Genomic DNA, 22,900 nt, shown 5'->3' on the forward strand with positions numbered 1-22,900 from the left:
TTTGAGCATATGTAGTACCAGCACTACAAAACACCCCTTACATAAGGGATGCACATTACCAACGTCTCCAGCTATCAGCATTAACAACAGGTTTCAGCAATGAACCTATGATAGTATAAATATCAGCACTGGTGTTACCCAGCTTGCGCAGGTATTGTATAGAAGTAGCCCCTGCCGATTTAGAAAGTTTTTTATCGGTCTCATTCATCAACAAAGGGTGATGATAAAATAACACCTCCTGAAACGAAGTAAATGCCAGTTGTGCCGCCAGGTTTTGCTGCGCCAGTGTAGAGTGCCACAGATCTTCTCCCCTTACAATACCATCTATGTTATAAAATACATCATCTATCAGCGAGGTAAGCTGATAAGCAGGGCAACCATCTTTCTTACGCACCACAAAATCTGTCATCTCTGCAGGCAAAGTTGTTGTTACAATGCCTTCATGCGTGTTCACATGCAACATGGGTACCAGGTTCGTCTTCAGCCGCCAGTTTACATCAGGTGCATCTAAAGCCAGCGCTTTCTCTCTGCAACTGCCCGGACATCCATGTTCCATATTCCACCCGGCCAGCTGTGTGCGGGTGCAATCACAACCATATACAACCCCTTTTTCGCGCAATTGCTCCAATGCTTTGTGATAAAGCGGCAATCTTACTTGTTGCGAATAGTCCAATTCAAACTGCTGCACATCCCGTGGGCCTTCTGTGTAAGGAATGTCCATGAACTGTAGTGTATCAAAAATATCCTGTACATATTCAGGCCGCACCCTCTCCCGGTCCATATCATCTATCCGCAGCAATACATCAGCCCCCGCTTTATGCGCCAATGCTGCCGTTATAGCAAATGCCAGCACATTACCCATATGCAGGTAACCACTGGGCGTGGGCGCTATACGTGTGCGATGGAAATGCAGATGCGGTAAATTCATACGTTTGTTTTACAGAAGAGCTGGATGCAAAAATGCATTACAAAAAGCATAAACCGGACAGTTGTTGTATAAATACCGTACACCTACACCATCACCTCTAACCATCTAACTAAATGCGAATCAACACCTTAGCACATTGGCACATCCTCTGTAGTAAAAAAGCAAACTAATCCTTTTTATGTTACTCAATTACTTTAAAACAGCCTGGCGCAATCTGCTCAAAAGCAAGTTCTACAGCATTATCAACATTACAGGATTAGCCATAGGATTAGCCGTAGGCGTTATGATTCTATTATGGGTGCAGAATGAAATGAGCTACGACCGGTTTCACCAGCAATCATCCTCTATTTATAAAATCAACTCTTTTATAGGCGGCAATCACGAACAGGTATGGAGTACCTCGCCCGGCCCACTGGCAGTATATACTAAAGAAAGCGTTCCCGATATTGCACAAACCGTAAGAGTAAAAGAAAACTATGCCCCGCAGGCTATAGTAGCAAAAGGCGAAAAGTACGTAGAGCCGAATACAGCCTACGTAGATAGCAACTTTTTTCGCCTGTTTACCCTGCCCATGCTTAGCGGCTCCGTTGCCCATCCCTTCAACGGAACCAACTCTGTTATCATCACCAGCACCATCGCACAAAAATACTTTGGCACCTCATCTGCCGTGGGTCAAACCCTCACCGTCAACAAAGAACCCTACACCATAACCGGAGTAATGGCCGATTTTCCTGCCAACTCTACCATGCAGTACCAGCTCCTCTATCCTATGAGCCGGTATGCGAAGGAGTTTATACAAAATGGCGGTAACGGCGATTGGAAAACTATTGATGAAGACCTGGGCAATTATGCGTTCAACACTTATGTGCAGCTACAACCCCATGCTCAACCAGCTACTGCTATCAAAAAAATTACCGATATCTACTGGAAACATCGTGGCGGTATAGACCCAAACGGGGCACATTTTACATTACAATCATTAGCAAGCCTGCATCTCGTTGGCCCCGATGGCAGTAAACACGCCCTGCAAACAGCCCGTATCTTCTTTTTAATAGCCATATTAATACTGGTAATAGCCTGCATCAACTACGTAAACCTTAGCACTGCCCGCAGCATGCAACGTGTTAAAGAGGTAAGTATGCGTAAAATAATAGGCGCTGCACGTGCACAGTTATTTATACAGTTTATCATAGAATCAGCAGTACTATTCACCTTGGCCACTCTGCTGGCATTTGGATTAATATATGCATTGTTACCTTTATACAACAATATATCAGGCAAGCAGCTTTACTTCAACCTGTTTTCAGTTGATGTGTGGATGGTAACCGGCAGCGCTATTGCAGGCACCTTGTTATTATCTGCTATTTACCCCGCACTACTGTTATCTTCTTTTAAACCCATGCAGGCATTAAAAGGCAAACTTACTACCGGTATGGCTACTACCACCTTTCGCAAAGCACTGGTGGTTACACAATTTGTATGCTCTATCGGCTTAATCATAGCCACTGTTATCATAGCCCGGCAATTGAAGTTTATGCGTGAAAAAAACCTGGGCTTTAATAAAGAGCAGGTATTCTCCTTTGGACTAAATGATCAAACCTATGCACACCAGGATGTGCTGCTGCATCAGCTGCAACAACACCCCGGCGTACTGGCTACTGCTGTTTCCGACAACACCTTTGCCGGTGTTAGCAGCATAACCGGCGATACCGACTGGGAAGGTAAAGCACCCAAAAGCAGCATGATGATTAACCAGCGAGCTATAGATGAACATTTTATCCCATTGTTGCAACTAAAAATGGCCGAAGGCGGCAATTTCACCGGCATTGGCGACAGCCTGCACTACATACTCAACGAAACCGCTGTAAAACAAATGGGCATCACCAGCCCTATAGGCAAACGCTTTTCCTTACACAACATCCCTGGTATTATCATAGGTGTGGTAAAAGACTACAACTTTGCTTCGCTGAAAACAGCTATTGATCCCGTAATACTCACTTACGAAAAACAGAACTACCGCATTTTTGTAAAAACCACTCCCAAAGATGCCGCCAGTGTAATAACCATCGCTCAAAATAGCTGGCAGCAACTAGGTTCCGACTTTCCTTTCCAGTACTCTTTCCTGGATGCAGAGTTTGATAAAATGTACCGCTCTGATAACCGCGCAGGCACGCTGTTTAACGTATTTGCCGCAGTAGCCGTTATTATAAGCGCTTTAGGCCTATTAGGACTAGCCACCTACACCACCCAGGTAAAAACAAAAGAAGTAGGCATAAGAAAGGTATTGGGTGCCAGCATAACCCAGATAGTAACCCTGCTGGCTAAGGAGTTTGTGTTGCTGGTTCTACTGGCATTTGCTATTGCCAGCCCCATCGCCTGGCTTGCCATGCACAGCTGGCTGGAAAGCTATACCTACCGCATCAGTATACAATGGTGGATGTTTGCCGGCACCGCAGGTATAGCTATAGGCATCACTTTATTAACCATCGGCCACCAGGCCATCAAAGCCGCCTTTGCCAACCCCGTAAAAAGCCTGAAGACAGAATAAGCCTGCTAACTACCTTTCTGCTTCATTATACAATGCGTCATTTCCGCCTGACATGCGGAAATGACTACCCCTTTATGCACTGTCACCAGCATAACCAGGATATGCTGCCAATATAAAGTAAGTGCTGCCAGATGCAATAAGACTATCTTCACCGGAATACCGGCAATTTGCCACACACTACACTCAATTGTCCTCATTGGAACAAACATTTAACGACCTTATTGATAGTTTTATCAGTAATAAAGTAGGTATTTCGGATAATTTCTTAAGCGAGTCATTGGCCGCACACCTGAAAGCTAACCTGAACAGCCTGTATGCCCAAAATCAAATGAAGGCAGCCGGCACAGGCAATAATAGCCAGGTAGTACACGATAAGCTTTTCAGAAGCGATATTATTCACTGGCTCGATCGCAAGCACAACAACGTGCACGAAAATGCCTTTTTCGACCTCATGGACAGCTTTGTAAGCCATTTAAACAGTACTTGCTATACCGGTATTACCGGTTACGAATTTCACTACACCCTGTACGAAAAAGATAGCTTTTATAAAAAGCACCTTGACCAGTTCCGCAACAACGACAGCCGGCAATATTCCATGATTATTTACCTGAACAGCAACTGGCAGGAAAGCGATGGTGGCGAGTTATGCATTCACCACAGCGATAGTTTACAAAACATATCTCCCAACAACTGTAAAAGCGTGTTTTTTAAAAGCAGTGAAATAGAACACGAAGTGTTGGTTACACATAAAGAAAGAAGAAGCATCACCGGCTGGCTAAAGATTTAACCAGCAAAGAATTAGCTCTTTAAAAAAAATTGAAAAAGAATTTGTTGGTTCAAAACATTTACCCCTATATTTGCACTCCCAAAACGGTAGAACGGTAACACAGAAAGCCACTAAAGGGAAGGTTTGGATCGGTAGTTCAGTTGGTTAGAATGCCGCCCTGTCACGGCGGAGGTCGCGGGTTCGAGTCCCGTCCGGTCCGCAAGAAGCTCACAGCAATGTGGGCTTTTTTGTTTTACATCCACGAAGTCCGGTGTAGCCGGAAAAGAGGATAAGCAGAAACTTTTCATCGGCTGTTGTACCATTTTTCTGCGGCTACTATAAGTAAGCCGAAGCCTTTATTAGACGAATGTGGGTTGATCCTAAGAAAAATAAAGGGCAACGGCAGAGGGTTTCCAGAAAACCTGTATGAGCAAGAATGATACTTTCCGCTTCCATATGCTAACGGACGGGCGCTTCGCTTGTACGAGCGAGTTGCTCGTCCTATAGGACGAGGCATTGGAAAGCTCTTTCAGGCATTCGGAGCGTGCTTTTTGGGTGCCTATACCATCAGACAGGCTGCTGATTCCTGCAAGCCTAACGCTCATCCTATAGAACCAGCAGCTCAGCCGTTGTTACGGACTGCTCATCTTATAGGACGAGGGGCTCAGCACAACAGACGAGCAACAGGTTCTATAGAGCGAGTTGCTCGTCCTATAGGATGAGGCTACGGAAAGCTCCTTTTTTATGAAATTTGAAATAAGGAAAGACCCACTTCTAAAAGCAGCTAAAAGGTTAACCAGCAAGATTTTTAAGTAAAACCGCATCCACTTTAATGCTGATTTTGTGCTATTACAATTTACTTTTTAACCCTATTGTAATGGTCAGAAAAAAATGCATGATTCCAAAACCGAACAAAAAGACGATCTGATAAAGTCGAAGTAAATGCCGTTCTTGACAAGTATAGTGATGTTGTATATATTGATACATTAATTCAGTTCAAAGAAAACAGTAAACTGCCTCCCTCATTAAGCCGTTTATGCCTCCTGAAGATTAGAATATTTCATTTATTAGTCGAAATGCTGGTTTAATTCAAAATATCCCATTTCTATTGGTATTTACCAGTTCTTTTTTATCATATACCTGCCCCGGTTTTGCTTTATATGGATTCCAACTGGCTACTGTAACAGCCATATTTATCGCTATAAAACTCATCGCCATTGCTATAGCGATAAGTTTGGCTACTGATTTATCAAATCTCATAACAGTAGCGGTGAGTTTTGCAGCTATAAATGGATACCAATTGCTGCTACACTCAATATGGCAGCTACAGGTACAATATCTATAACTGTAGCGATGAGTTTTACAGCTGCAAAATTGCCCCCTATTGCTATAACAATGAATTTTACAGCTGCGGCATTCCATTCTGCTATAGAAGAGCTGCTGTAATTGCTGCAGAATTTGTTGAAGCAGTTGCAGAAAGGAATACCATAGCTGTAAAAATGCCCCTGGCAGTAGAAGAAATTATTTTTTCAGTCGTAGAAATGAGCGCCACAATACACTTTCCGGCAAAATTTCATCACCTCTATTAAATAACAGACTCACCCAAAAACCGCAGAGCCGTTGAGATAAACGGCACAGCAGCATCATAAATCGGAACGTGATCGCCTTAGGGAATAATCCACAAGGCAGCATCCGGTATAGAATGATACATATTTACACGAATTTCTACAGGAAAGAAATTATCCCGGTCACCATGCACCACTAGCGTGCGAGCTGTAATAGCTGACAAATTTTGTGCAGTGAAATTCATATCGTCACTATCTAATACACAAACAAAAGCCCTACAATTAAATTGTAAGGCTTCTGCTTATACTTAAAATAAATATCAAACAAAGACGCTTCAAGACTTTTATTTCTGCCCCAATATCATCAAAAATTCAAAATCAGCATCCTTCGAATACACCATACTCTCCGGCATAGGCTTAGGACCACAGGAGTTAGACCCCACGCCCAGTGTTTTACTACTTACACATAACACCGTTTTCGTACGCACCGGTAAATCAATTCTATTAGCTACCGGCTCCATATCCTCATCACTGTAAGGTAAGGTCGACATCTGAACAGGCTTGCCTACACCAGCAACCATCAGCGAGCCACCTGCGTTATTCACCAGCCTTACCCAATCTACATCTTCATGATTACCCGCTTCCATTGGCTTCTCGTAAGGCGTTAGCTGCTCACGCACGCTACTGCTATACAGCCCTACATCAGAACCTGATTTTCTGTCGGAGTAATTCTCAAACGGCCCGCGACCAAAATAGCTTACCTTATTAAACGAGCTATCCACAAACAACCGCACGCCTATCCTCGCCAGTATTATGCTGGTATCAGAAAACGATACATGGTTGCTCAGGCGCACACTACCATTCGTATAAATGGTATATACAGCCGAATGAGTCACAAAAAAGCCATGATTACCTGCACCTTTGGCTTTAACCGTAACCAGCACCACACTATTCTGCTGCGTAGCCTGAATAGCTTCTACCTGCCAGTTCAGATGCTTAACACCTAACGAATCCCACAGTTTATTAGCATAAATATCATCTTCCTGGTGTGGGGCACGCCACAGATGCAACTGTGGCCCCATATTACCGTGCAGTAATTCTTTCTGATGACTTACCAGTGAAGACAACATTCCTTTCTTCTTATCAAAACACAAAGCAAATTGCCCGCCTGTAATGTTGATCACATCTGCCGTTTCCTGTAAACGCAATGGCTGTTTACCAGCAACCAGTGCAGGTGCCAACAACTGCCCGGCCCCTATCTTTATCTGCTCAGACGCTAACTCAAATCCTTTTTTAGCCCAGGCCATCTCTTTATTCAAACAAAATGAAAAACGGATATAACAAGGCTCATTACCAGCAACTGCCCCCAGTTGTTTCTTTAAATTAATTACACGGCTTGTAAAAGGCGCAATGCCGACTACATCAATATTACCCGTGGCAATTATCTTTCCCTGGCGGCTAACGGTGTAGGTGGCAGTCAGATGGTTTAAATCTATAAACTGATATTTGTTCTTTATTTCAAACAAACCATTCACAGAATCACTCACAGCCACTTTCACCCACTGATATACATGCTTCATTTCAGGATAATGCGGCTTGGGCGATCTATCGCTGGCAACTACTCCTTTATGAATAAAATAATGATCGTTCGGGTATTCACCGAAGCCACCACCATAAGCCAGTATAGGATGTGCCGGGTTTCTGCGGTTCCAGATGCCCTGATCCTGATACTCCCATATAGCGCCGCCCAGGATAGAAGAATACTTGTCAAACACCTCATTGTACTCTTTCAACGCACCCATAGAATTAAACATGGCATGTGCATACTCACATAAGTAAAAAGGCTTGGTAAGTGTAGAATCAGTGGCGGTTAGCTCTACAGAAGCCAGTAACTTCTCTTTGGGTGTAGGATTGGCATAGGGAATGATAGGGGAATACATTTTACTATCCAGATCGGCAGGGTTTGCTGCACCTACTCCAAAACCTTCATAGTGCGTGGGCCTGGTTGCATCAATGTGCTTGATGGCTGCCAGTGCCGCTGCAAAGTTGCTGCCCCCCGTACCACACTCATTACCTAACGACCATATAATAACGGAAGGATGATTTTTAAAACTTTCTACGTTGGCCACATTTCTGTCAACAATAGCAGCTTTGATAGTCGGCTCTTCATTAAAGCGGTTTCGCAAACCATGACACTCAACATTCGCTTCTGCCAACAAGTACAATCCATATTCATCACACAACTCATACCAACGCGGATCGTCGGAGTAATGGCTGGTACGCACATGATTACAGTTACCTTGTTTCATCACTTTAATATCCTGTATCATTTGTGCTTCTGTAACTGCATGCCCTACCTCAGGATTATTTTCATGCCTGTTAACACCCTTTAGTTTAATGGCAACACCGTTTACCAAAAACACCTTACCCTGTATTTCAATCTGGCGGAAACCGGTACGGGATGAAATAGTTTCTGTTACCACCGCACCTTTCTGCAACTGTAAAACTGCTGTATATAAATAAGGGGTTTCGGCTGTCCAGTGTAGCGCATTCTTTACCGGAATGGCAAGCTGCACCTGCTGCTCCTCACCGGGCTGCAATGCATTTACAGCTACCGCTGCCTTTGTCACCAACACCTTATTGGCATTATACAGCACTGCCTGCAGCGTTTGTGCCGGAACAGCCACTTTGCCATAGTTCTTTACCTTTACAGTAACCGTAGCTACTGCATGCTGATAATTGTTATCAAAGCTGGTGCGGATAAAGAAATCCCGCATATGCACATCTGGCGCATGCCATAGTGTAACGTTCCGGAATATCCCGCTTAAACGCCACATATCCTGATCTTCCAGGTAACTGCCCGAGGTATATTTATATACTTCCACCGCAATTACATTCTTTCCTTTTTTTACATAAGGGGAAACATCAAACTCTGCCGCATTACGGCTGTTGACGCTATAACCTACTTTCACTCCATTAATCCACACAAAAAAGCCCGCATCCACCCCATCAAACGTTAAAAAGGTTCTGCCATTGGCCAGCCAGCTATCGTTTACTATAAACTCACGGCGATAACTACCTACCGGGTTACGCTCTTTAAAAGCAGTATAGGTTTCCGGCGGAGTGCTCATTACATGCGGAAAGTCTTTTTGAAATGTATACCCGATGTTCCTGTAAAAAGGAGTACCATATCCCTGCACTTCCCAGTTGGAAGGCACTTTTATTTCTTTCCAGGTAGATACATCATAGCCCGGTTCATAAAAACGCATAGGCCGTTGTTTAGGCCAGGCGCTCCAATGAAATTTCCAGCTACCATTTAAGCTGGCACAATAAGAAGAAGCGTGCCTGTTGGCAAGAAGCGCTTCCTGCAAAGAAGCATAAGGCATCAGGCTGGCATGCGCCGGCTCTTTATTCCAGCCAATATATGCCGGGTTTTCTATCTCGGAGGGCAGCGTACTGTCTGTCGGTTGCCCCTGTGCATGCCCCTGTAACGAAAACGCTAACAACAAAGCCAGCACCCCTGTTTTATAACTATTCCAATTCATTTGCATTGCTTAAACTATTACTTTGAAACATTTGCCATACCTGCCGGTTGTGCTGCCACAGCAGCTCCCCAGGCAGTATCCGGCTTATCCTGCAAATACACTTCCAACAAGCCACCACTTGTTATCTGTGCATAGGTAATATAATTGGTGGCTATCTGCTTTCCATTCAGCTTTACCTGCTTTATGTACAAAGATGTAGCTGATTGCTTTTTTGTCTTAACGGTAAAGCTTTTGCCATTTGCCAGCTTTATACTGGCCGCATCAAAAACAGGCGCACATAACAGAAACTCACCGGAAACAGGATTTAAAGGATAAAACCCTAAAGAAGCGAAAATATACCAGGCACTCATTTGACCCGCATCATCATTACCACTTAACCCTCCCGGACCGTCACTGTATTCGCGCTGCAGAATATCCCTTACCGCCTTCTGTGTTTTCCAGGGAGCCCCGGTAAAGTTATACATAAAAGGTATCTGGTGGCCCGGCTCGTTACCATGCCAATACTCGTTGTTCACAAATAAAGTATCCAGCGCCTGCTCCAGTTTATCCCTTCCCCCCATCAGCCGGGCTAACCCCGGCACATCCTGTGGCACATAAAACGTGTATTGCCTTGGTGTACCTTCAGTAATATAATGCTCCTTGCTATCCGGATGAAACGGCTGCACCCACACACCATTGGCATGACGGCCACGCACCAGCCCCTGGGTAGTATCAAACACATTACGATAATAGCCTGCCCGCTGCAATAAAGCTTTGTAATCATTTGTATTACCCATCTTTTTAGCTACCAACGCCAGCGCATAATCGTCATAAGCATATTCCATTGTACGGCTCACCTGCTCCATTTTATGAAAAGCATCCAACACACTATCCTCTACCGGTATATAGCCATATTTCAGGTAACTATCCAGCGCACGACGCCCCTTCCCTTCCTGGTATTCTTCTTTTGTTACCGGCAGATCAAATGCATTCTGGCGCATTAAACGGTAGGCTTCCTTGCCATCAATACCTTTGATGCCCTTGAGATAAGCAGAAGCAATAGCAGAAGTACAATGGTCGCCGATCATTTCTGACGTATAGCTGTTCCAGCAAGGAAAAATAGACAACCAACCACCCTGCTGCCCTTTTAGCATCAGTGATTTTACCAGGTTACCAGCCATCTCCGGCTGTAGTATTTCAAATAAAGGCAAATGCGCACGATAAGTATCCCACAGCGAAAAATCATCGTAATAGTTGCCAGCCGTCAGCTTTGTAACCTCGTACTGTGCGGCAAACACCGGGTAACGGCCATCTACATCGTTATACAACCGGGGTTGTTGCATGGAATGATACAAGGCTGTATAAAAAATACGCTTATCTTTTTCGCTGGATGTAGTAACAGTCACTTTGGATAACGCCTTTTCCCAGGCAGCTTTATTCGCGTTTCTTATCTGCTCAAAGCTCCAGCCCTTTATTTCCGATGCCAGGTTGACTTTGGCACCTGCTACACCGGTAAAAGAAGTTCCTACGCGCAACTGCACGCTTTCTCCCTTTTGCAGATAAAAGCCAATGTACACACCTATCTTATGTTGTCCGCCTATAGAGTCACCGGCAACAGCCGTATTATCAGTAAATACACCATGTGCCACCACCGGGCGATCTGCCTGCATATAAAAACTACCATTAAAACCGGCAGGTTTACCCCATCCCTGGTAAATACGGTGTGCCGGGTTATAACCCCACACTTCACCAGAAGCCGCATTTACGCGGGCAAACCCCTCTCCATAATCACTGTTAGGCGTGATAAGCAAATAAACACTATCCGATTTTTCAGCCGTAAACTGTAAAAGTCCGCAACGGTTAGTAGAAGTAGCACTCACCGATAGCTCGTATGCCTTTAACCTGACGCGATACTCATAAGGAGTGGTAGTTTCGTCTTCATGAGAAAAAGTCACTTCTGTAGCCGCCGCCCCTGTTTTCAGCTTACCGGTAACAGGCATCACGGTAACGCTGCCATAATCCTGCGTACAGGAACCACTTAACCAATGCGAGCCGCGTATGCCATTGAACTTTGTATCCTTATAGTAATAAGGAGGAATACATTTATTTTCTGTGGTTTGCGTTTGCGGCGTCCATTGCGTCATGGCAAAGGGCGTAGTAACCGCCGGAATGGTATTGGCAAACAAAGCAAAAGCCAGCTCACCTCCATGTTTTAAAGCGGCTGGCGTGGTAGCAGCCCCGCTACCTGATAATGGCTGTACATAATCGGCAAGACTACGTTGTGCCCATAACCCGGCACTGCATAAAACACCTGCCAGGCATAAAAATCCTTTCTGGTAAAGTCTTATCATACGTTTTCATTGACAATATAAAAAAGAGGGCACGGAACTTACTCCTATAGGGAAAGCCCGTGCCCCCGGCACCAATCCTTTTATTGCGCTAATACTAGTTATAACCCAGGTTTTGCGACAAGTTCGGGTTCAGTGTTCTCTCTTGCTGTGGTATAGGATACAGATTCAAAGTACTTACTATATTCCCAATAGTACCGTTTGCTGCCGGATAATTGGCTTTGTGTGCTGTCATTACTGTTTGCATAATACCCCACCTGTTTAAATCAAACCAGCGTTCTGCTTCAAAGCACAACTCTACGCGACGCTCTTTACGTATAGCATCCCGCGCATCGCTTTGAGATAACCCCGTTTTAGCAATCAGGTTAGAACGCACCCTTATCAGGTTTAACTGATCTAATGCAGCAGGGGTTTTACTGTTTTCGTTCAACGCTTCGGCGTACAACAGTATCGCATCTGCATATCTTAATACCGGCCAGTCGTTATCCCCTTCACTACCACTTGCTACCGTTGCATAAACAAACTTCTTGGCGTAGTAATAAGTAAAAGTACCGGTAGTAAAAATACCGATAGCCGTATTCAGCCTGGAGTCACCGGATTCAAACGCATCATACAAATCTTTTGTACCAATGTTACTACTGCCTCCGCTTACACTGATAATAGTAGAGCCAGATGGCTGGGGAACAAAACCGCTGGCGAAGGTATTACCCTCTCCATAGCCGCCACCCAGGTACTGTACAGAGAAAATAATTTCCTTGTTATTGTCTTTTCCCAGCCCAAATATCTGATCGTATGACAACAACGTTCCTGCAGTAGCCACTACTTCAGCCAGCGTACTTTCTGCCTGCGGATACTTCTTCTCATACATATATACCTTGCCCAGCAATGCTTTGGCTGCAATGCTGGTAGCCTTTCCTATATCCGTTCCGGTATAAGAAGCTGGCAGCACAGCTGCTGCTTCTGTTAAATCCTTTTCTATCTGTGCATACACCGAATCGGCAGAAGTGCGCAAATACGTATAGGCTTCTGCTTCTGTTTTGATTTCTTTTAATACCAGGGGCACTGCACCATACATGCGCACCAGGTTAAAATAAGTAAGCGCCCTTAAAAACTTAGCCTGCGCCGTATAGTTAGCCCTGTTGGCATCAGACATCACAGGCGTACCTACGTGATCCAATACAATATTTGCATACGCGATAGTGGCATAAAAACGGGTCCATGCCGCTTGTAGCCTTACCGAAGTAGCGTTCCAGGTAAGCTTGTCCTCTTCGCCATACATTACCTCGCTCTCTCCAAACGTTTGCGCGTTATCCGAAGGCAACTCTCCGTAACCATATTGTTCATTATAAATAGTACGCAGGCTGTTATAGGTGCCATTCAATGCGTTTTTAATATCAATTTCTGTATTGTAATAGCTGCCTACCGGAATAATACCCTGCGGGGTAACATCTACAAATGATTTGCTGCAGGCAGTGAAAGTAACCGGCAACAGCAATGCTGCTATGCCTTTTATAATGGATGCTCTAAGTTGCATAATAAGTCGTTTTTAAGATTAAAACCCAATGTTAACACCGAAGATAAAAGTGCGTGCCGCCGGATAAGTACCCTGGTCAACACCCGCAGTAATAGGGCTACTGCCACTCACGTTAGCTTCCGGGTTATAGCCTGTATACTTCGTAAACAGGAATGGGTTTTGTGCCGTAGCATATACTCTTGCCGATTTCAGGAAAATCGCTTTCATCACATTGTCAGGCACTCTGTAACCCACGGTCATATTTCTGATCCTCAAATAAGAACCATTTTCCACATCTTTATTTACCAGTGCATTACCCGGGTTAATAGTGCTGCTGGATGCAGGTATAGGATACTCCACATCACGATCAGGTTTAGCAGGATCGAAATAGTTATTGAAATACTTATAAATGGTATTCTGGTTGTGGTTGCCGGTGATTATCTGACGATAGTTACCATTGATAATATTTACGCCCTGTACACCTTGTATCATCATCGTAAAATCGAAGTTACCGTAAGTAAGCATGTTGCTTAAACCGTAGGTAAAATCAGGTAAACCATGCCCCAGCACAGTAGCATCTTTCGTATCAATTACCTTATCACCGTTCTGATCTTTGATTCTCCAGTCACCCACTACGTTACCCGCTGTGGTTTGTGCATATTTTGCCAGGTCGGCCGTATTTTTAAATACACCTTCTACCTGGTAACCATACATCAAACCCAACGGCTGACCAACCTTCACCTGAAACACATTGTTCCATCCGTTGATAGCAGCTACTGCAGCCAGTTGCGAAGGACCACCCAGGTCTGTAACCTTGGTTTTATACGTAGAAATATTAGCATTGATATTCCACTTCAACTTACCGAAGCTTAGGTTGGCAGCAGCAGTAGCCTCAAAGCCCCTGTTTTGTAAAGTACCCAGATTGGATTGATAACTGCTGGCATAACCTACCACAGCTGGTAAAGTTTTATTCAGCAGCATGCCTTTAGAAGTACGAACAAAGTAATCGAAGGTGAACACAAACATGTTTCTTTTAAACGCGATATCTGCACCTATGTTCACCTGATCGTTCTTTTCCCAGGTAAGATCGGGGTTGGCAAAACCAGACTGCTGTCCGCCATATAACCTGCTGTTTCCGGATGCATAGTTTCTGTTAATGGTAATAGCATTCACATAAGTAAAGCTACCAATGTTGGCATTACCGGTACGGCCATAACCACCACGTAATTTGAATTCATTCATAGACAATTTATCCGCTAAAGGCCTTACAAAATCTTCTTCCGCAACGCGCCAGCCCAAAGAGAAAGAAGGGAAGGTTGCAAAGCGGTTGTTAGGACCAAAACGGGAAGAGCCATCATTACGCACAGCAGCCGTAAGCAAATACCTGCGCTTATAGTCGTAAGTTAAACGTGCTGCATAAGAGAGAAAAGAACTTTCATCAAACGCTTCGGTACCTACCGTATTAGGAGATGCCAGCGGGCTTTTTACCGCTGCTGTTACAAAAGTACCTGGTACACCTGCCACATAACTTACCTGTGCATTATAACGCTGGGTAGAAAACAAGCCCAACAGGTTAAAGTGGTGGTCTTTTATCGTTTTATCATAAGTAACTGTATTTTCCCACACCCAGTCAAATGACTTTTTAACATTGTCTGAAGCAAAAATGCCCGCCAGCAATGGATTAGAATAAGAAGCATTCGGAGCCAGTGCATACGCCATAGTAGATGGCACATAAGCATGTACCTGCTCATTTTCCAGCGTAGCACCAATATAGGTTCTCAGCTTTAGCCCCTGAATGGGCGTATATTCCAGGAAAGTATTGGCCAGTGTTCTGAAAGCGCGGGAGCGGTTTATACTCTGACTTAAAATACCTACCGGGTTAAAGAAGTTAGTAGCAAAGAATACAGAAGTAGGCGACAGGTTAAAGTTCAACGCTCGATTATAAGGCTGCGCAAAATCGCCATTAGGCATATGCACAGGCACTATCGGCTGAAACGTCAGCGCCTGGTTTAATGGACTGGGCAGATTTAAATCTGATACCAGACCAGGTACACCCGTTAAATAATCAGCAGTATTGGCACCAGCACCACTAGCCTGACCAGAAGTAGGCTGTCTGAACTGCTCAGCATAAGAAGGCGCAATAGAAAAGCCCATTTTCACATTCTTCACCACTTCCGCATCCAGGTTCATACGTGTGCTTACACGGGTATACTCCGTTCCCACAACCACACCTTCCTGCTTAAATAAACCCGCAGAGATACTGTATTTTACTTTCTCGCTACCACCGGAAGCATTGATTTCAAAATTGCTGATAGGCGCTGTACGAAACACCTGCTTTTGCCAGTTTACATCAGGCAAAGAATCAGTATTTCCATCCAGGATAGAAGGATATACCAGGTTTCTGATACGGCTGATATCTTTTACCAGCGTAATAAAATCAGTCTTGTTTAAAGTTTTGTAATACCTGTTGACACTTTGTAAACCCGTATAGGCCGATACAGAAAACACCGTACGACCAGCCTTACCTCTTTTAGTGGTAACAATTACCACACCATTGGCCGCTCTTGAGCCATAGATGGCAGCAGAAGCCGCATCTTTTAAAATTTCGATAGACTCAATATCATTGGGATTGATCAGCGAAAAGTTATTGGCAGACTGCAAAGGATAACCGTCTACCACATACAATGGATCATTGGAAGAACTTAAAGAACTGATACCTCTTACACGGATAGTAGGCGCTGCACCAGGCTTAGCCCCCTGATCAGACTGCACCTGCACACCAGCAGCTACACCCGCCAAAGCTTCCCCCACGTTACCCACTGGCTGCACGCCAATGCTTTTGCTTTCTACCTTGGTAATAGCGGTAGATACCGTAGCTTTTGATTGCGTACCGTAACCCACTACCACCACACTTTCCAATGCACCGGCAGCTTCTTTCAGCTTCACTACCACTGAAAGCGTAACGCCTTCTTTAATAGTATAACCCGATAAAGTTTGTGGTTCGTAACCTACACCTGAGAAGGTAAAACTGTAAGGACCGCCTGCAGGTACACGTGTAAAGAAAAACGCGCCTACACTGTCAGACACCGTACCGGAAGTAAAGTTGGTAGATTGGTTACGCACCACTACCGAAACACCTGAAAGCGGCTGATTTAAAGTGCTGTGCACCGTCCCTTTTACTACTGCCTGGCTTTGGGCGCTTACACCACCGGCCATCAAAAACACAAGAAAACAGAGGGCAATACAATGCCGGGACCTTAGTAGATCAATTTTCATATGACAGGACAATTTGGATGATTAAACTAAATAATAATAGCTATGGAGTATTTCTCTTTAAAAATGCAGTGTATTGAATATTGTTTAATTATTTGCGGATCTCGTATCCATCTTCTGTTTTGTTATACCGCAGATTCTGCGATTCAACAATCTGGCTTAAAATCGTTTCAATAGAATCGGATTTACTAAACTGACCAATAAAATACAGGTTTTTAAGGTCTGCTTCGTTATAATGAATTTTGGTTTTATACATACCTGACAGCTGATCGAATATCTTGTTGAGTGGCTGGTTATTGAACATATACCACGAGCTTTTCGCCACCGGCATGTTCAACTGATCAACCGCTTCGCTAACAGCACCGGTACCTTTACTATCCTTCGCTTTTACACCCGGCATTTTACTAACACTGGCTTTGAAGGTTCGCTTATTATATACCAACTGATAACCCGGATTCAGCTGCACTTCTTCGCTGTTAACCGATGGCTTTACCGCCACCTTTCCATCAAACAACCGCACTACTATATAATCCCGGGTTTTATCAGCGCTCATTTCAAAAATGGTACCCAGTACTTTCGTTACCAATCCTTCACCAGACACGGTAAATGGCCTTAATTTATTCGTCACCACTTCAAACCGCGCTTCCCCATCCAATTGCACATCCATACCATGTTGTGCTAACACACCAGGATAAGTAATAGCACTACCATTGTTTAAAAACACTACCGAACCATCCGGCAATACCTTTCTCTCTGTTTTTCCTGTAACATTACGCCAGGTAATCAATTCCGTACCTGCATTTTGTTTCGGCACAATGGCAACCCTTTCCTCTACCTTGTTTACCTTTTGAGTAACAAAATAAAAGGCTCCCGCCACTACTGTAATTACTGACGCTGCCACCGCTAACCTTCTCAATAATGTATATACCCTCGAAACAGGCTTCGTCACAGGTTCTTCTATCGCTTCGCCCGCCTGAATACTGCTATATATAGCCGTTCTGGCACGCTTCCATTCCTCCTCTATATTAATATCACCTGTCTCTTTATACGTATTTACAAGCTTTACAGCTTCATTCAGCTTCCACCATTCCTGCTGCAACGCCGCATTTTCACGCAGTAACTGCTCCACCTGCAAACATTCCTGCTCGGAACATTCGCCGTTGATATACTTTACCAGGATGTCAATATCAGGGTGATTTTGCTGCATCTGTTATTAAACGATTTAAAAAGGAAGTACCCCTACAGAAATGTGAAATATTTTAAAAAAAAGTAAAAAGCTGCACCAGGGCCATTAATAATAGTATATAGTCCGACAATTTGGTACGCATTTTAGTCAGCGCCCTGCTCATTTGTGTTTCCACCGTTTTAACGGAAATATTCAGCTGGGCAGCAATGGCAGCATAGGTAAGTCCTTCCAGCCTGCTCAACTCAAACACCACCCGCATTTGGCCGGGTAACTCCTGTAAAGCCCCTTGAATTTTGGCAGAAAGCACTTTGGCATCAATTACATCAAACTGCCCATCGTCCGCTTCCTCAGCAGTACCTTTTACCACCCGGGCATATTTTTGCCTTACCTGACTATGTTTAATGCTATCTAAAGCACTGTTTCCTATTACTTTCACTAAAAAAGCGGTAGCACGGCACGGCTCCACCTCATCCCGAAGCTGCCATAATTTAATAAAGGCTGCGTGAACAATATCTTTGGTTTCGTCAATACCCAGATCGAATTTATACTGGCAGGATGCACATAAGGAAGCAAATTTTTCTTTGAAAAACCGTTCGAAAGAGGCTTCATTCCAAACCTCCACCTCAAACTCATCAGCGTTAGAATGCAATGATTTGCTCGAATTCATATCAGGCCGTGATCGTTACTAGAAAAAAGCCCAGGTTGAAATGAGCTTCCAGATAAGGGACGAAGGTAGGGTTTTCCGCTATTTTTAAAAAACAAACACCAGGCAGATGCCTGGTGTTATAATATTTATCAGAAACGATTTATCGTTTTTTAGGTAATCCATAGAAAGTAGCCACAATTACTTTCTATTTCACTAATCAATGCCTTCTCGGGGCACTTCTTACATGAGGGCTCACATATGAACCATTCTTTCTATAATATCCTTTTACCTGAACATTACCACCACTACTACTACTACTACTACTACTACTACTACTACCACTACCTTTTATACTACCTGTATTGCTAGTGTACACCGCAGTAGATTGAGCACCCACAGAAGAACTGGCCATATCAGGAGAAACAAACTTATAATCAGGAAGTCGCTTCACCTTTCTGAATCGCAAATCCTCTGCATAGCCACTAAAAGACATGTAATTAATAGACCGTTTCCTTTTAACACTTTTACCAATAACGAAGGTATTACCAGCAGGAATAGTGCAAATAGTTTTAGACAAGTGCAAGTTGTCATATACTACCAGCGGGCTTTCCAACTTGCACTCGTAATACCTGGAAGAACTACACGAAATCAGAAACAATAAGAAGATAAGAATAAGATTTTTTGCATTCATTTCAACAAGCTTTTAGGAGCACAAAGAAACCTACTATGTACATACAATAGTTACGGTTTCCCGTACCCACACGTCAACACCTTACACTTATTTTACGCCAAACATTATTAAATAGACGTCTATGCAAAAGAAATTAATAATCCTATGCCTTGCATTCACTTTTTATGCTTTACAACTAAAAGCCCAGGACACAAAGAAAGAAGCAGAGAGAATTAAAACTAAAATGGAAGCTTTTACCTCAAAAACAGGCACTATCACCAAATTCACAGATAAATATCTTCCTAAGCTAAATACAACTTACGGGAGTGCAGAAACCAGAGTCAGGATGGTTAAAAGCGGTTCTTTAACAGGATATTTTTACCAAATAGTAAAGGAAAGTAAATATTCAGGCACAACAGCATCAATTGAATACAACGATTTAATAGAAGTAATAAAAGCAATAAAAGTATTAAAAGCCGATGCTATAAAAGATGCAATCGAAAACTCCGACTATCTAGAAAATAAGTTTGTCACGACAGATGGCTTTCAGGTTGGATATTTTATCAGTAATGGAGCAACCAAGTGGTATTTAACACTTGAAAAATATGGTTCTGACAACACATTATTCATTGACACTGGAGATATTATTGAAACAGCATTCAGTGAAGCCAAGACTAAAATTGATGACATTAAAACACAGCTTTCTTTTTAATAAAAATTCGGGATCATGCTTTAGCCTTGAATAAATAAACATGATCCTCAACCTCTCTAATCCACCGGAGCTATTTTCTTCCGGGTATTAGAGAGGTAATAATGCCAAAGCATCATGCTGGCTACCGACCGAAAGGGTTTCCAGTGTTCGCTGATTTCAAGCATTTCCTCTCTTGTAGTAGAAACTGGCAGTTGTTTCAAACGCTTTAACGCATTTACAGCAGCCAAATCGCCAATCGGAAAAATATCTGCTCTTTGCAGCGCAAACATCAAGTAAACATCTATAGTCCAGTTACCAATACCTTTTAGACTTATCAGCAGTTTACGCACCTCATCATCAGACATTTTTGCCAATTGTGCCAAATTGATCACATCGTCTTTTATCGCCTGCGCAAGCCCTCTTATATACACCATTTTTTGCCGGCTCACATAACACGCCTTCATCTCTTCATCACTCAGTGGCAGTACTGTATCGGGAGTAATCTCTTTTATTTTCTCTTTTAGCTTATTCAACGCAGCCAAAGCAGATGCCAGCGAAACCTGTTGTTCCAGGATAATATGTACAAGGGTTTCAAAAGTATTTTCCCGTATCCACATCGGGGGATAACCATGCGCATCCAAAATTCTTTTCAAATCGTTATCCTCACTGGCCAATCGCTCACATAACTCCTGGTAATTACCGGAATGAAAAGTTGCCGGTATTTCTTCCGTATCTAACGTTTTCCTTTTCACTATTTACAATTGGATAATTAAAAAAGTGTAGGTGCCTTGTATTCATTCTCCAGGTCAAGCAGGATTGATTTGTTATCCAGCCCACCTGCAAAACCCACCAATTTTCCGGCTGCCCCCACCACTCTATGACAAGGCACTACAATGGAGATAGGATTCTTATTTAAAGCGCCACCCACTGCACGAACAGCTTTAATATCGCCTAATAAACGCGCCAGCTCTCCATAGGTTTTGGTTACCCCATATGGAATATTCAAAAGCGCTTCCCAAACCCTTATTTGAAACGCTGTTCCTCTAAAATCAAGTGGTATGTCAAACACTCTTCTTTTTTTATCAAAATACTCTTTCAGTTGTTGCTCCGTTTGTAGCAATATTACAGCCTGATCGTCCCTTTCAGGAGCAGGCAACTTTGTTCTTGTATAATCTTCCCCTTCCCACAATATAGCCGCAAGCCCTGTATCTGTGGCAATAAGCCTGATAAAGCCTACAGGCGACAACATATCCTTATACACCAACCGTTCATGCTCACTCATTTCACTTCTGTTTTCTGCTTCTCATTCTGTTTGTTTCCCTTCATCACTTATCCTTATCTAAGGTAATTCAATAAGAACATACCTTTTTCAAATTTTAATTCCTCCTTTTTGAAATGTAATATCCATTCCCTCCTTCTTATAGGTCGAAGACTAATTTTTAGCTTCTCAAAAAATAAAAGTTCACCTTTTGTGAACTTTTAAGAAGAAAAAAGTAACTTTACCATGAAAGTTCACCTGATAAGAAGGGAAACAATCGAATATTTTGCTACAAAAAACACCCAAAGCCGGACTAGCTTTAGAGAGTTCTTAACAAAGCTAAAATATGCTGACTGGGAAAATCCATTGGATATACTGGAAACTTTCCCCAGTACAGATTTATTAGGAAATGGCTCAAGCAGAGCAGTAATGGACATTGGCGGCAATAATTATAGGATGATTATAAAATATGCTTTTGGCGACAAGCAAGTACATTTATTTATTTGCTGGATTGGCACCCATGCAGAATATAGTAAACTCTGTGCAGATAAGGAACAGTTTAATATAAGTCAATATTAAAAGAAGAGATTATGGAAACGCTCAAATACAAAGTAATCACTAGCAAAAATCAGTATAAAGAATATTGTAACGCACTGGAAAAACTCCTGTTTCTGCCTTCAAAAGATAGAAATGCGAAAGATGAAATAGCGCTATTAACTTTACTTATTGAAAAATGGGATTCAGAGCACAATACGTTTGAAGAATTAGATCCCATTCAACTACTACACTCTTTTATCAAAGAACACAACCTAAAAGCAAAAGACCTTGTGGACATCCTTGGGGTAAGTAAAGGTTATATTTCAGATATCCTAAACTATAAAAAAGGGCTTTCTAAAGAAGTGATAAGAAACTTATCGACGTATTTCAAAGTTAAACAGGAAGCGTTTAATCGTCCTTATAAATTGACTGTTTCAGAAAACTCTCATTTAAGAAATGCAAGCGTCATGAATACCACTAAAGCACTCTACACTTCTTAATCACCTATCTTTTCTAAACTCCAGCCAGATGCCATGCGTAAGCTCCGGAGATAGAAACAAGCTAACCGCCCCTCCCTCCCCCTTTATCAAAGCTGGCACTTGTAAGCCCCCTTTACACAATACAGCTTTAACACTATCCATATTACTCACACGCACCGTTGCGCCTATTACAATATGATGAGGTACTGTTTGAAAAGAAGCCGGCAATAACACCACCTCCCCTTCTTTTAATGTTGCAATTGACGCTGTACCATTTACAAAAGGTGTATGCACCTTACCTGGCCTGATTACAATTCCCAGGTGTTGAAACAAATGAACATATGAAGCAGTGTTATCTGTTGCCAACCACAAACCTATGAGAGAGTTAGCCGTGTTTAGATGCGAAAAATGTTCAGGCTTATCCGTTGGCGACGAATTCCTTGTTCCCAAAAACAACGGATGCAATAAGTCTGATGCCGGGAATGTAATAGCTCCACTCTCACGCTCATACTTCCAACGCCTATCAAGCCGCCTGGCTACCACAGCGATATCCGGAGTATAAAGTCCGAAAAACACTGGCCCTTCTCCTTCCTGAAGCGATTGACAATATTCAGTTGTTAAAGTATCTATAGGCTGCGATGCAGTGATCAGCTCCAACTCAATACCGTTCTTAAATTTAATGTGCTGATTGCGGATGCCATTCTGATGCCATCTGCCAGGCTTTAAAGCAAAGCCCAGTTTTCTGTAGAAGGCTGTTGCACTGTCTAAATTCCTAACCACCACCGGAAGATGATCTATTCCTGCAACCACATACTTCTGCACTCCGGCCTTTTCGTATGCTGCACCCGGAGATACTACTAATACAATACCCCCCAGTAACAAGATCAACCGCCTATCCTGCTTCATGCTCGTTCAGTTTCTCCTTCTCTAACTTATAGAGTATATGCAACGCCCGTTTCTCTCCTGTT

17 protein-coding genes and 1 tRNA gene are annotated in these 22,900 nt (G+C 43.1%); 6 read left to right on the forward strand and 12 right to left on the reverse strand.

The window, feature by feature from the left end:
- Nucleotides 1-55 precede the first annotated feature (55 nt).
- Nucleotides 56-928 (reverse strand): glutamate--tRNA ligase family protein, encoded by an 873-nt coding sequence (locus FLA_RS19055; RefSeq protein WP_076379031.1) that lies wholly within the window; start codon nt 926-928, stop codon nt 56-58.
- A 178-nt stretch (nt 929-1,106) separates the two neighbouring features.
- Here FLA_RS19055 and FLA_RS19060 point away from each other — a divergent pair, with 178 nt between their 5' ends.
- Nucleotides 1,107-3,476: an ABC transporter permease gene (locus FLA_RS19060; protein ID WP_076379033.1), complete on the forward strand. Its 2,370-nt coding sequence runs from the start codon at nt 1,107-1,109 to the stop codon at nt 3,474-3,476.
- Nucleotides 3,477-3,481: 5 nt separating this feature from the next.
- Here the strand turns inward: FLA_RS19060 and FLA_RS31530 are convergent, their stop codons facing one another.
- Nucleotides 3,482-3,673 carry a hypothetical protein gene (locus FLA_RS31530; RefSeq protein WP_076379035.1) on the reverse strand — a complete coding sequence of 64 codons (192 nt, stop codon included), beginning with the start codon at nt 3,671-3,673 and terminating at the stop codon, nt 3,482-3,484.
- Here FLA_RS31530 and FLA_RS19070 point away from each other — a divergent pair.
- The gene (locus FLA_RS19070) at nt 3,673-4,263 is read left to right on the forward strand and encodes a 2OG-Fe(II) oxygenase (RefSeq protein ID WP_076379037.1); all 591 of its coding nucleotides are present in this window, start codon (nt 3,673-3,675) and stop codon (nt 4,261-4,263) included. The genes FLA_RS31530 and FLA_RS19070 overlap by 1 nt on opposite strands.
- Nucleotides 4,264-4,388: 125 nt before the next feature.
- Nucleotides 4,389-4,462: transfer RNA gene (locus FLA_RS19075), tRNA-Asp, on the forward strand.
- Between the two features lie 869 nt (nt 4,463-5,331).
- Here the strand turns inward: FLA_RS19075 and FLA_RS31535 are convergent.
- From FLA_RS31535 to FLA_RS19115, 7 genes are all read right to left on the reverse strand, one after another.
- On the reverse strand, nt 5,332-5,502 hold the full coding sequence (locus tag FLA_RS31535; protein WP_159445099.1) for a hypothetical protein: 171 nt from the start codon (nt 5,500-5,502) through the stop codon (nt 5,332-5,334).
- A gap of 649 nt (nt 5,503-6,151) precedes the next feature.
- Nucleotides 6,152-9,352, reverse strand: coding sequence for a glycoside hydrolase family 2 TIM barrel-domain containing protein (locus FLA_RS19090; protein WP_076379041.1), 3,201 nt, complete (start codon nt 9,350-9,352; stop codon nt 6,152-6,154).
- A 17-nt stretch (nt 9,353-9,369) separates the two neighbouring features.
- A complete protein-coding gene (locus FLA_RS19095) occupies nt 9,370-11,682 on the reverse strand; it encodes a GH92 family glycosyl hydrolase (RefSeq protein ID WP_076379043.1) in 2,313 nt (770 codons plus the stop codon).
- Between the two features lie 94 nt (nt 11,683-11,776).
- On the reverse strand, nt 11,777-13,213 hold the full coding sequence (locus FLA_RS19100; RefSeq protein ID WP_076379045.1) for a RagB/SusD family nutrient uptake outer membrane protein: 1,437 nt from the start codon (nt 13,211-13,213) through the stop codon (nt 11,777-11,779).
- Nucleotides 13,214-13,231: 18 nt separating this feature from the next.
- The gene (locus tag FLA_RS19105) at nt 13,232-16,468 is read right to left on the reverse strand and encodes a SusC/RagA family TonB-linked outer membrane protein (RefSeq protein ID WP_084206208.1); all 3,237 of its coding nucleotides are present in this window, start codon (nt 16,466-16,468) and stop codon (nt 13,232-13,234) included.
- 88 nt (nt 16,469-16,556) lie between these two features.
- On the reverse strand, nt 16,557-17,672 hold the full coding sequence (locus FLA_RS19110; protein WP_076379049.1) for a FecR family protein: 1,116 nt from the start codon (nt 17,670-17,672) through the stop codon (nt 16,557-16,559).
- A gap of 52 nt (nt 17,673-17,724) precedes the next feature.
- Nucleotides 17,725-18,318 (reverse strand): sigma-70 family RNA polymerase sigma factor, encoded by a 594-nt coding sequence (locus FLA_RS19115; protein ID WP_076379051.1) that lies wholly within the window; start codon nt 18,316-18,318, stop codon nt 17,725-17,727.
- A gap of 791 nt (nt 18,319-19,109) precedes the next feature.
- On the opposite strand from FLA_RS19115, the gene FLA_RS19125 reads away from it, so the two are divergent.
- A complete protein-coding gene (locus tag FLA_RS19125) occupies nt 19,110-19,679 on the forward strand; it encodes a hypothetical protein (RefSeq protein WP_076379053.1) in 570 nt (189 codons plus the stop codon).
- A gap of 56 nt (nt 19,680-19,735) precedes the next feature.
- Here FLA_RS19125 and FLA_RS19130 read toward each other — a convergent pair whose 3' ends face one another.
- Nucleotides 19,736-20,410 carry a DNA-3-methyladenine glycosylase family protein gene (locus FLA_RS19130; protein ID WP_076379055.1) on the reverse strand — a complete coding sequence of 225 codons (675 nt, stop codon included), beginning with the start codon at nt 20,408-20,410 and terminating at the stop codon, nt 19,736-19,738.
- 17 nt (nt 20,411-20,427) lie between these two features.
- On the reverse strand, nt 20,428-20,940 hold the full coding sequence (locus tag FLA_RS31985) for a methylated-DNA--[protein]-cysteine S-methyltransferase (protein WP_076379057.1): 513 nt from the start codon (nt 20,938-20,940) through the stop codon (nt 20,428-20,430).
- 222 nt (nt 20,941-21,162) lie between these two features.
- Here FLA_RS31985 and FLA_RS19140 point away from each other — a divergent pair, with 222 nt between their 5' ends.
- Both FLA_RS19140 and FLA_RS19145 read left to right on the forward strand, forming a co-directional pair.
- Entirely contained in the window at nt 21,163-21,495 is a 333-nt protein-coding gene (locus FLA_RS19140) for a type II toxin-antitoxin system HigB family toxin (RefSeq protein ID WP_076379059.1), read from the forward strand.
- Between the two features lie 11 nt (nt 21,496-21,506).
- The gene (locus FLA_RS19145) at nt 21,507-21,953 is read left to right on the forward strand and encodes a helix-turn-helix domain-containing protein (RefSeq protein WP_076379061.1); all 447 of its coding nucleotides are present in this window, start codon (nt 21,507-21,509) and stop codon (nt 21,951-21,953) included.
- Here the strand turns inward: FLA_RS19145 and FLA_RS19150 are convergent, their stop codons facing one another.
- Nucleotides 21,954-22,838, reverse strand: coding sequence for a VOC family protein (locus FLA_RS19150; protein WP_076379063.1), 885 nt, complete (start codon nt 22,836-22,838; stop codon nt 21,954-21,956).
- Nucleotides 22,839-22,900: the final 62 nt, after the last annotated feature.

Source organism: Filimonas lacunae (assembly GCF_002355595.1).
GTDB classification, from domain to species: Bacteria; Bacteroidota; Bacteroidia; order Chitinophagales; family Chitinophagaceae; genus Filimonas; species Filimonas lacunae.

Bases quoted from the DNA above. Each gene is read 5' to 3' on its own strand.
- FLA_RS19125 (WP_076379053.1), top strand. From the start codon at position 19,110: ATGCAAAAGAAATTAATAATCCTATGCCTTGCATTCACTTTTTATGCT.
- FLA_RS19055 (WP_076379031.1), bottom strand. From the start codon at position 928: ATGAATTTACCGCATCTGCATTTCCATCGCACACGTATAGCGCCCACG.
- FLA_RS31985 (WP_076379057.1), bottom strand. From the start codon at position 20,940: ATGAGTGAGCATGAACGGTTGGTGTATAAGGATATGTTGTCGCCTGTA.
- FLA_RS19090 (WP_076379041.1), bottom strand. From the start codon at position 9,352: ATGAATTGGAATAGTTATAAAACAGGGGTGCTGGCTTTGTTGTTAGCG.
- FLA_RS19110 (WP_076379049.1), bottom strand. From the start codon at position 17,672: ATGCAGCAAAATCACCCTGATATTGACATCCTGGTAAAGTATATCAAC.
- FLA_RS19150 (WP_076379063.1), bottom strand. From the start codon at position 22,838: ATGAAGCAGGATAGGCGGTTGATCTTGTTACTGGGGGGTATTGTATTA.
- FLA_RS19140 (WP_076379059.1), top strand. From the start codon at position 21,163: ATGAAAGTTCACCTGATAAGAAGGGAAACAATCGAATATTTTGCTACA.
- FLA_RS31530 (WP_076379035.1), bottom strand. From the start codon at position 3,673: ATGAGGACAATTGAGTGTAGTGTGTGGCAAATTGCCGGTATTCCGGTG.
- FLA_RS19060 (WP_076379033.1), top strand. From the start codon at position 1,107: ATGTTACTCAATTACTTTAAAACAGCCTGGCGCAATCTGCTCAAAAGC.
- FLA_RS19105 (WP_084206208.1), bottom strand. From the start codon at position 16,468: ATGAAAATTGATCTACTAAGGTCCCGGCATTGTATTGCCCTCTGTTTT.
- FLA_RS19100 (WP_076379045.1), bottom strand. From the start codon at position 13,213: ATGCAACTTAGAGCATCCATTATAAAAGGCATAGCAGCATTGCTGTTG.
- FLA_RS31535 (WP_159445099.1), bottom strand. From the start codon at position 5,502: ATGAGATTTGATAAATCAGTAGCCAAACTTATCGCTATAGCAATGGCG.
- FLA_RS19145 (WP_076379061.1), top strand. From the start codon at position 21,507: ATGGAAACGCTCAAATACAAAGTAATCACTAGCAAAAATCAGTATAAA.
- FLA_RS19115 (WP_076379051.1), bottom strand. From the start codon at position 18,318: ATGAATTCGAGCAAATCATTGCATTCTAACGCTGATGAGTTTGAGGTG.
- FLA_RS19095 (WP_076379043.1), bottom strand. From the start codon at position 11,682: ATGATAAGACTTTACCAGAAAGGATTTTTATGCCTGGCAGGTGTTTTA.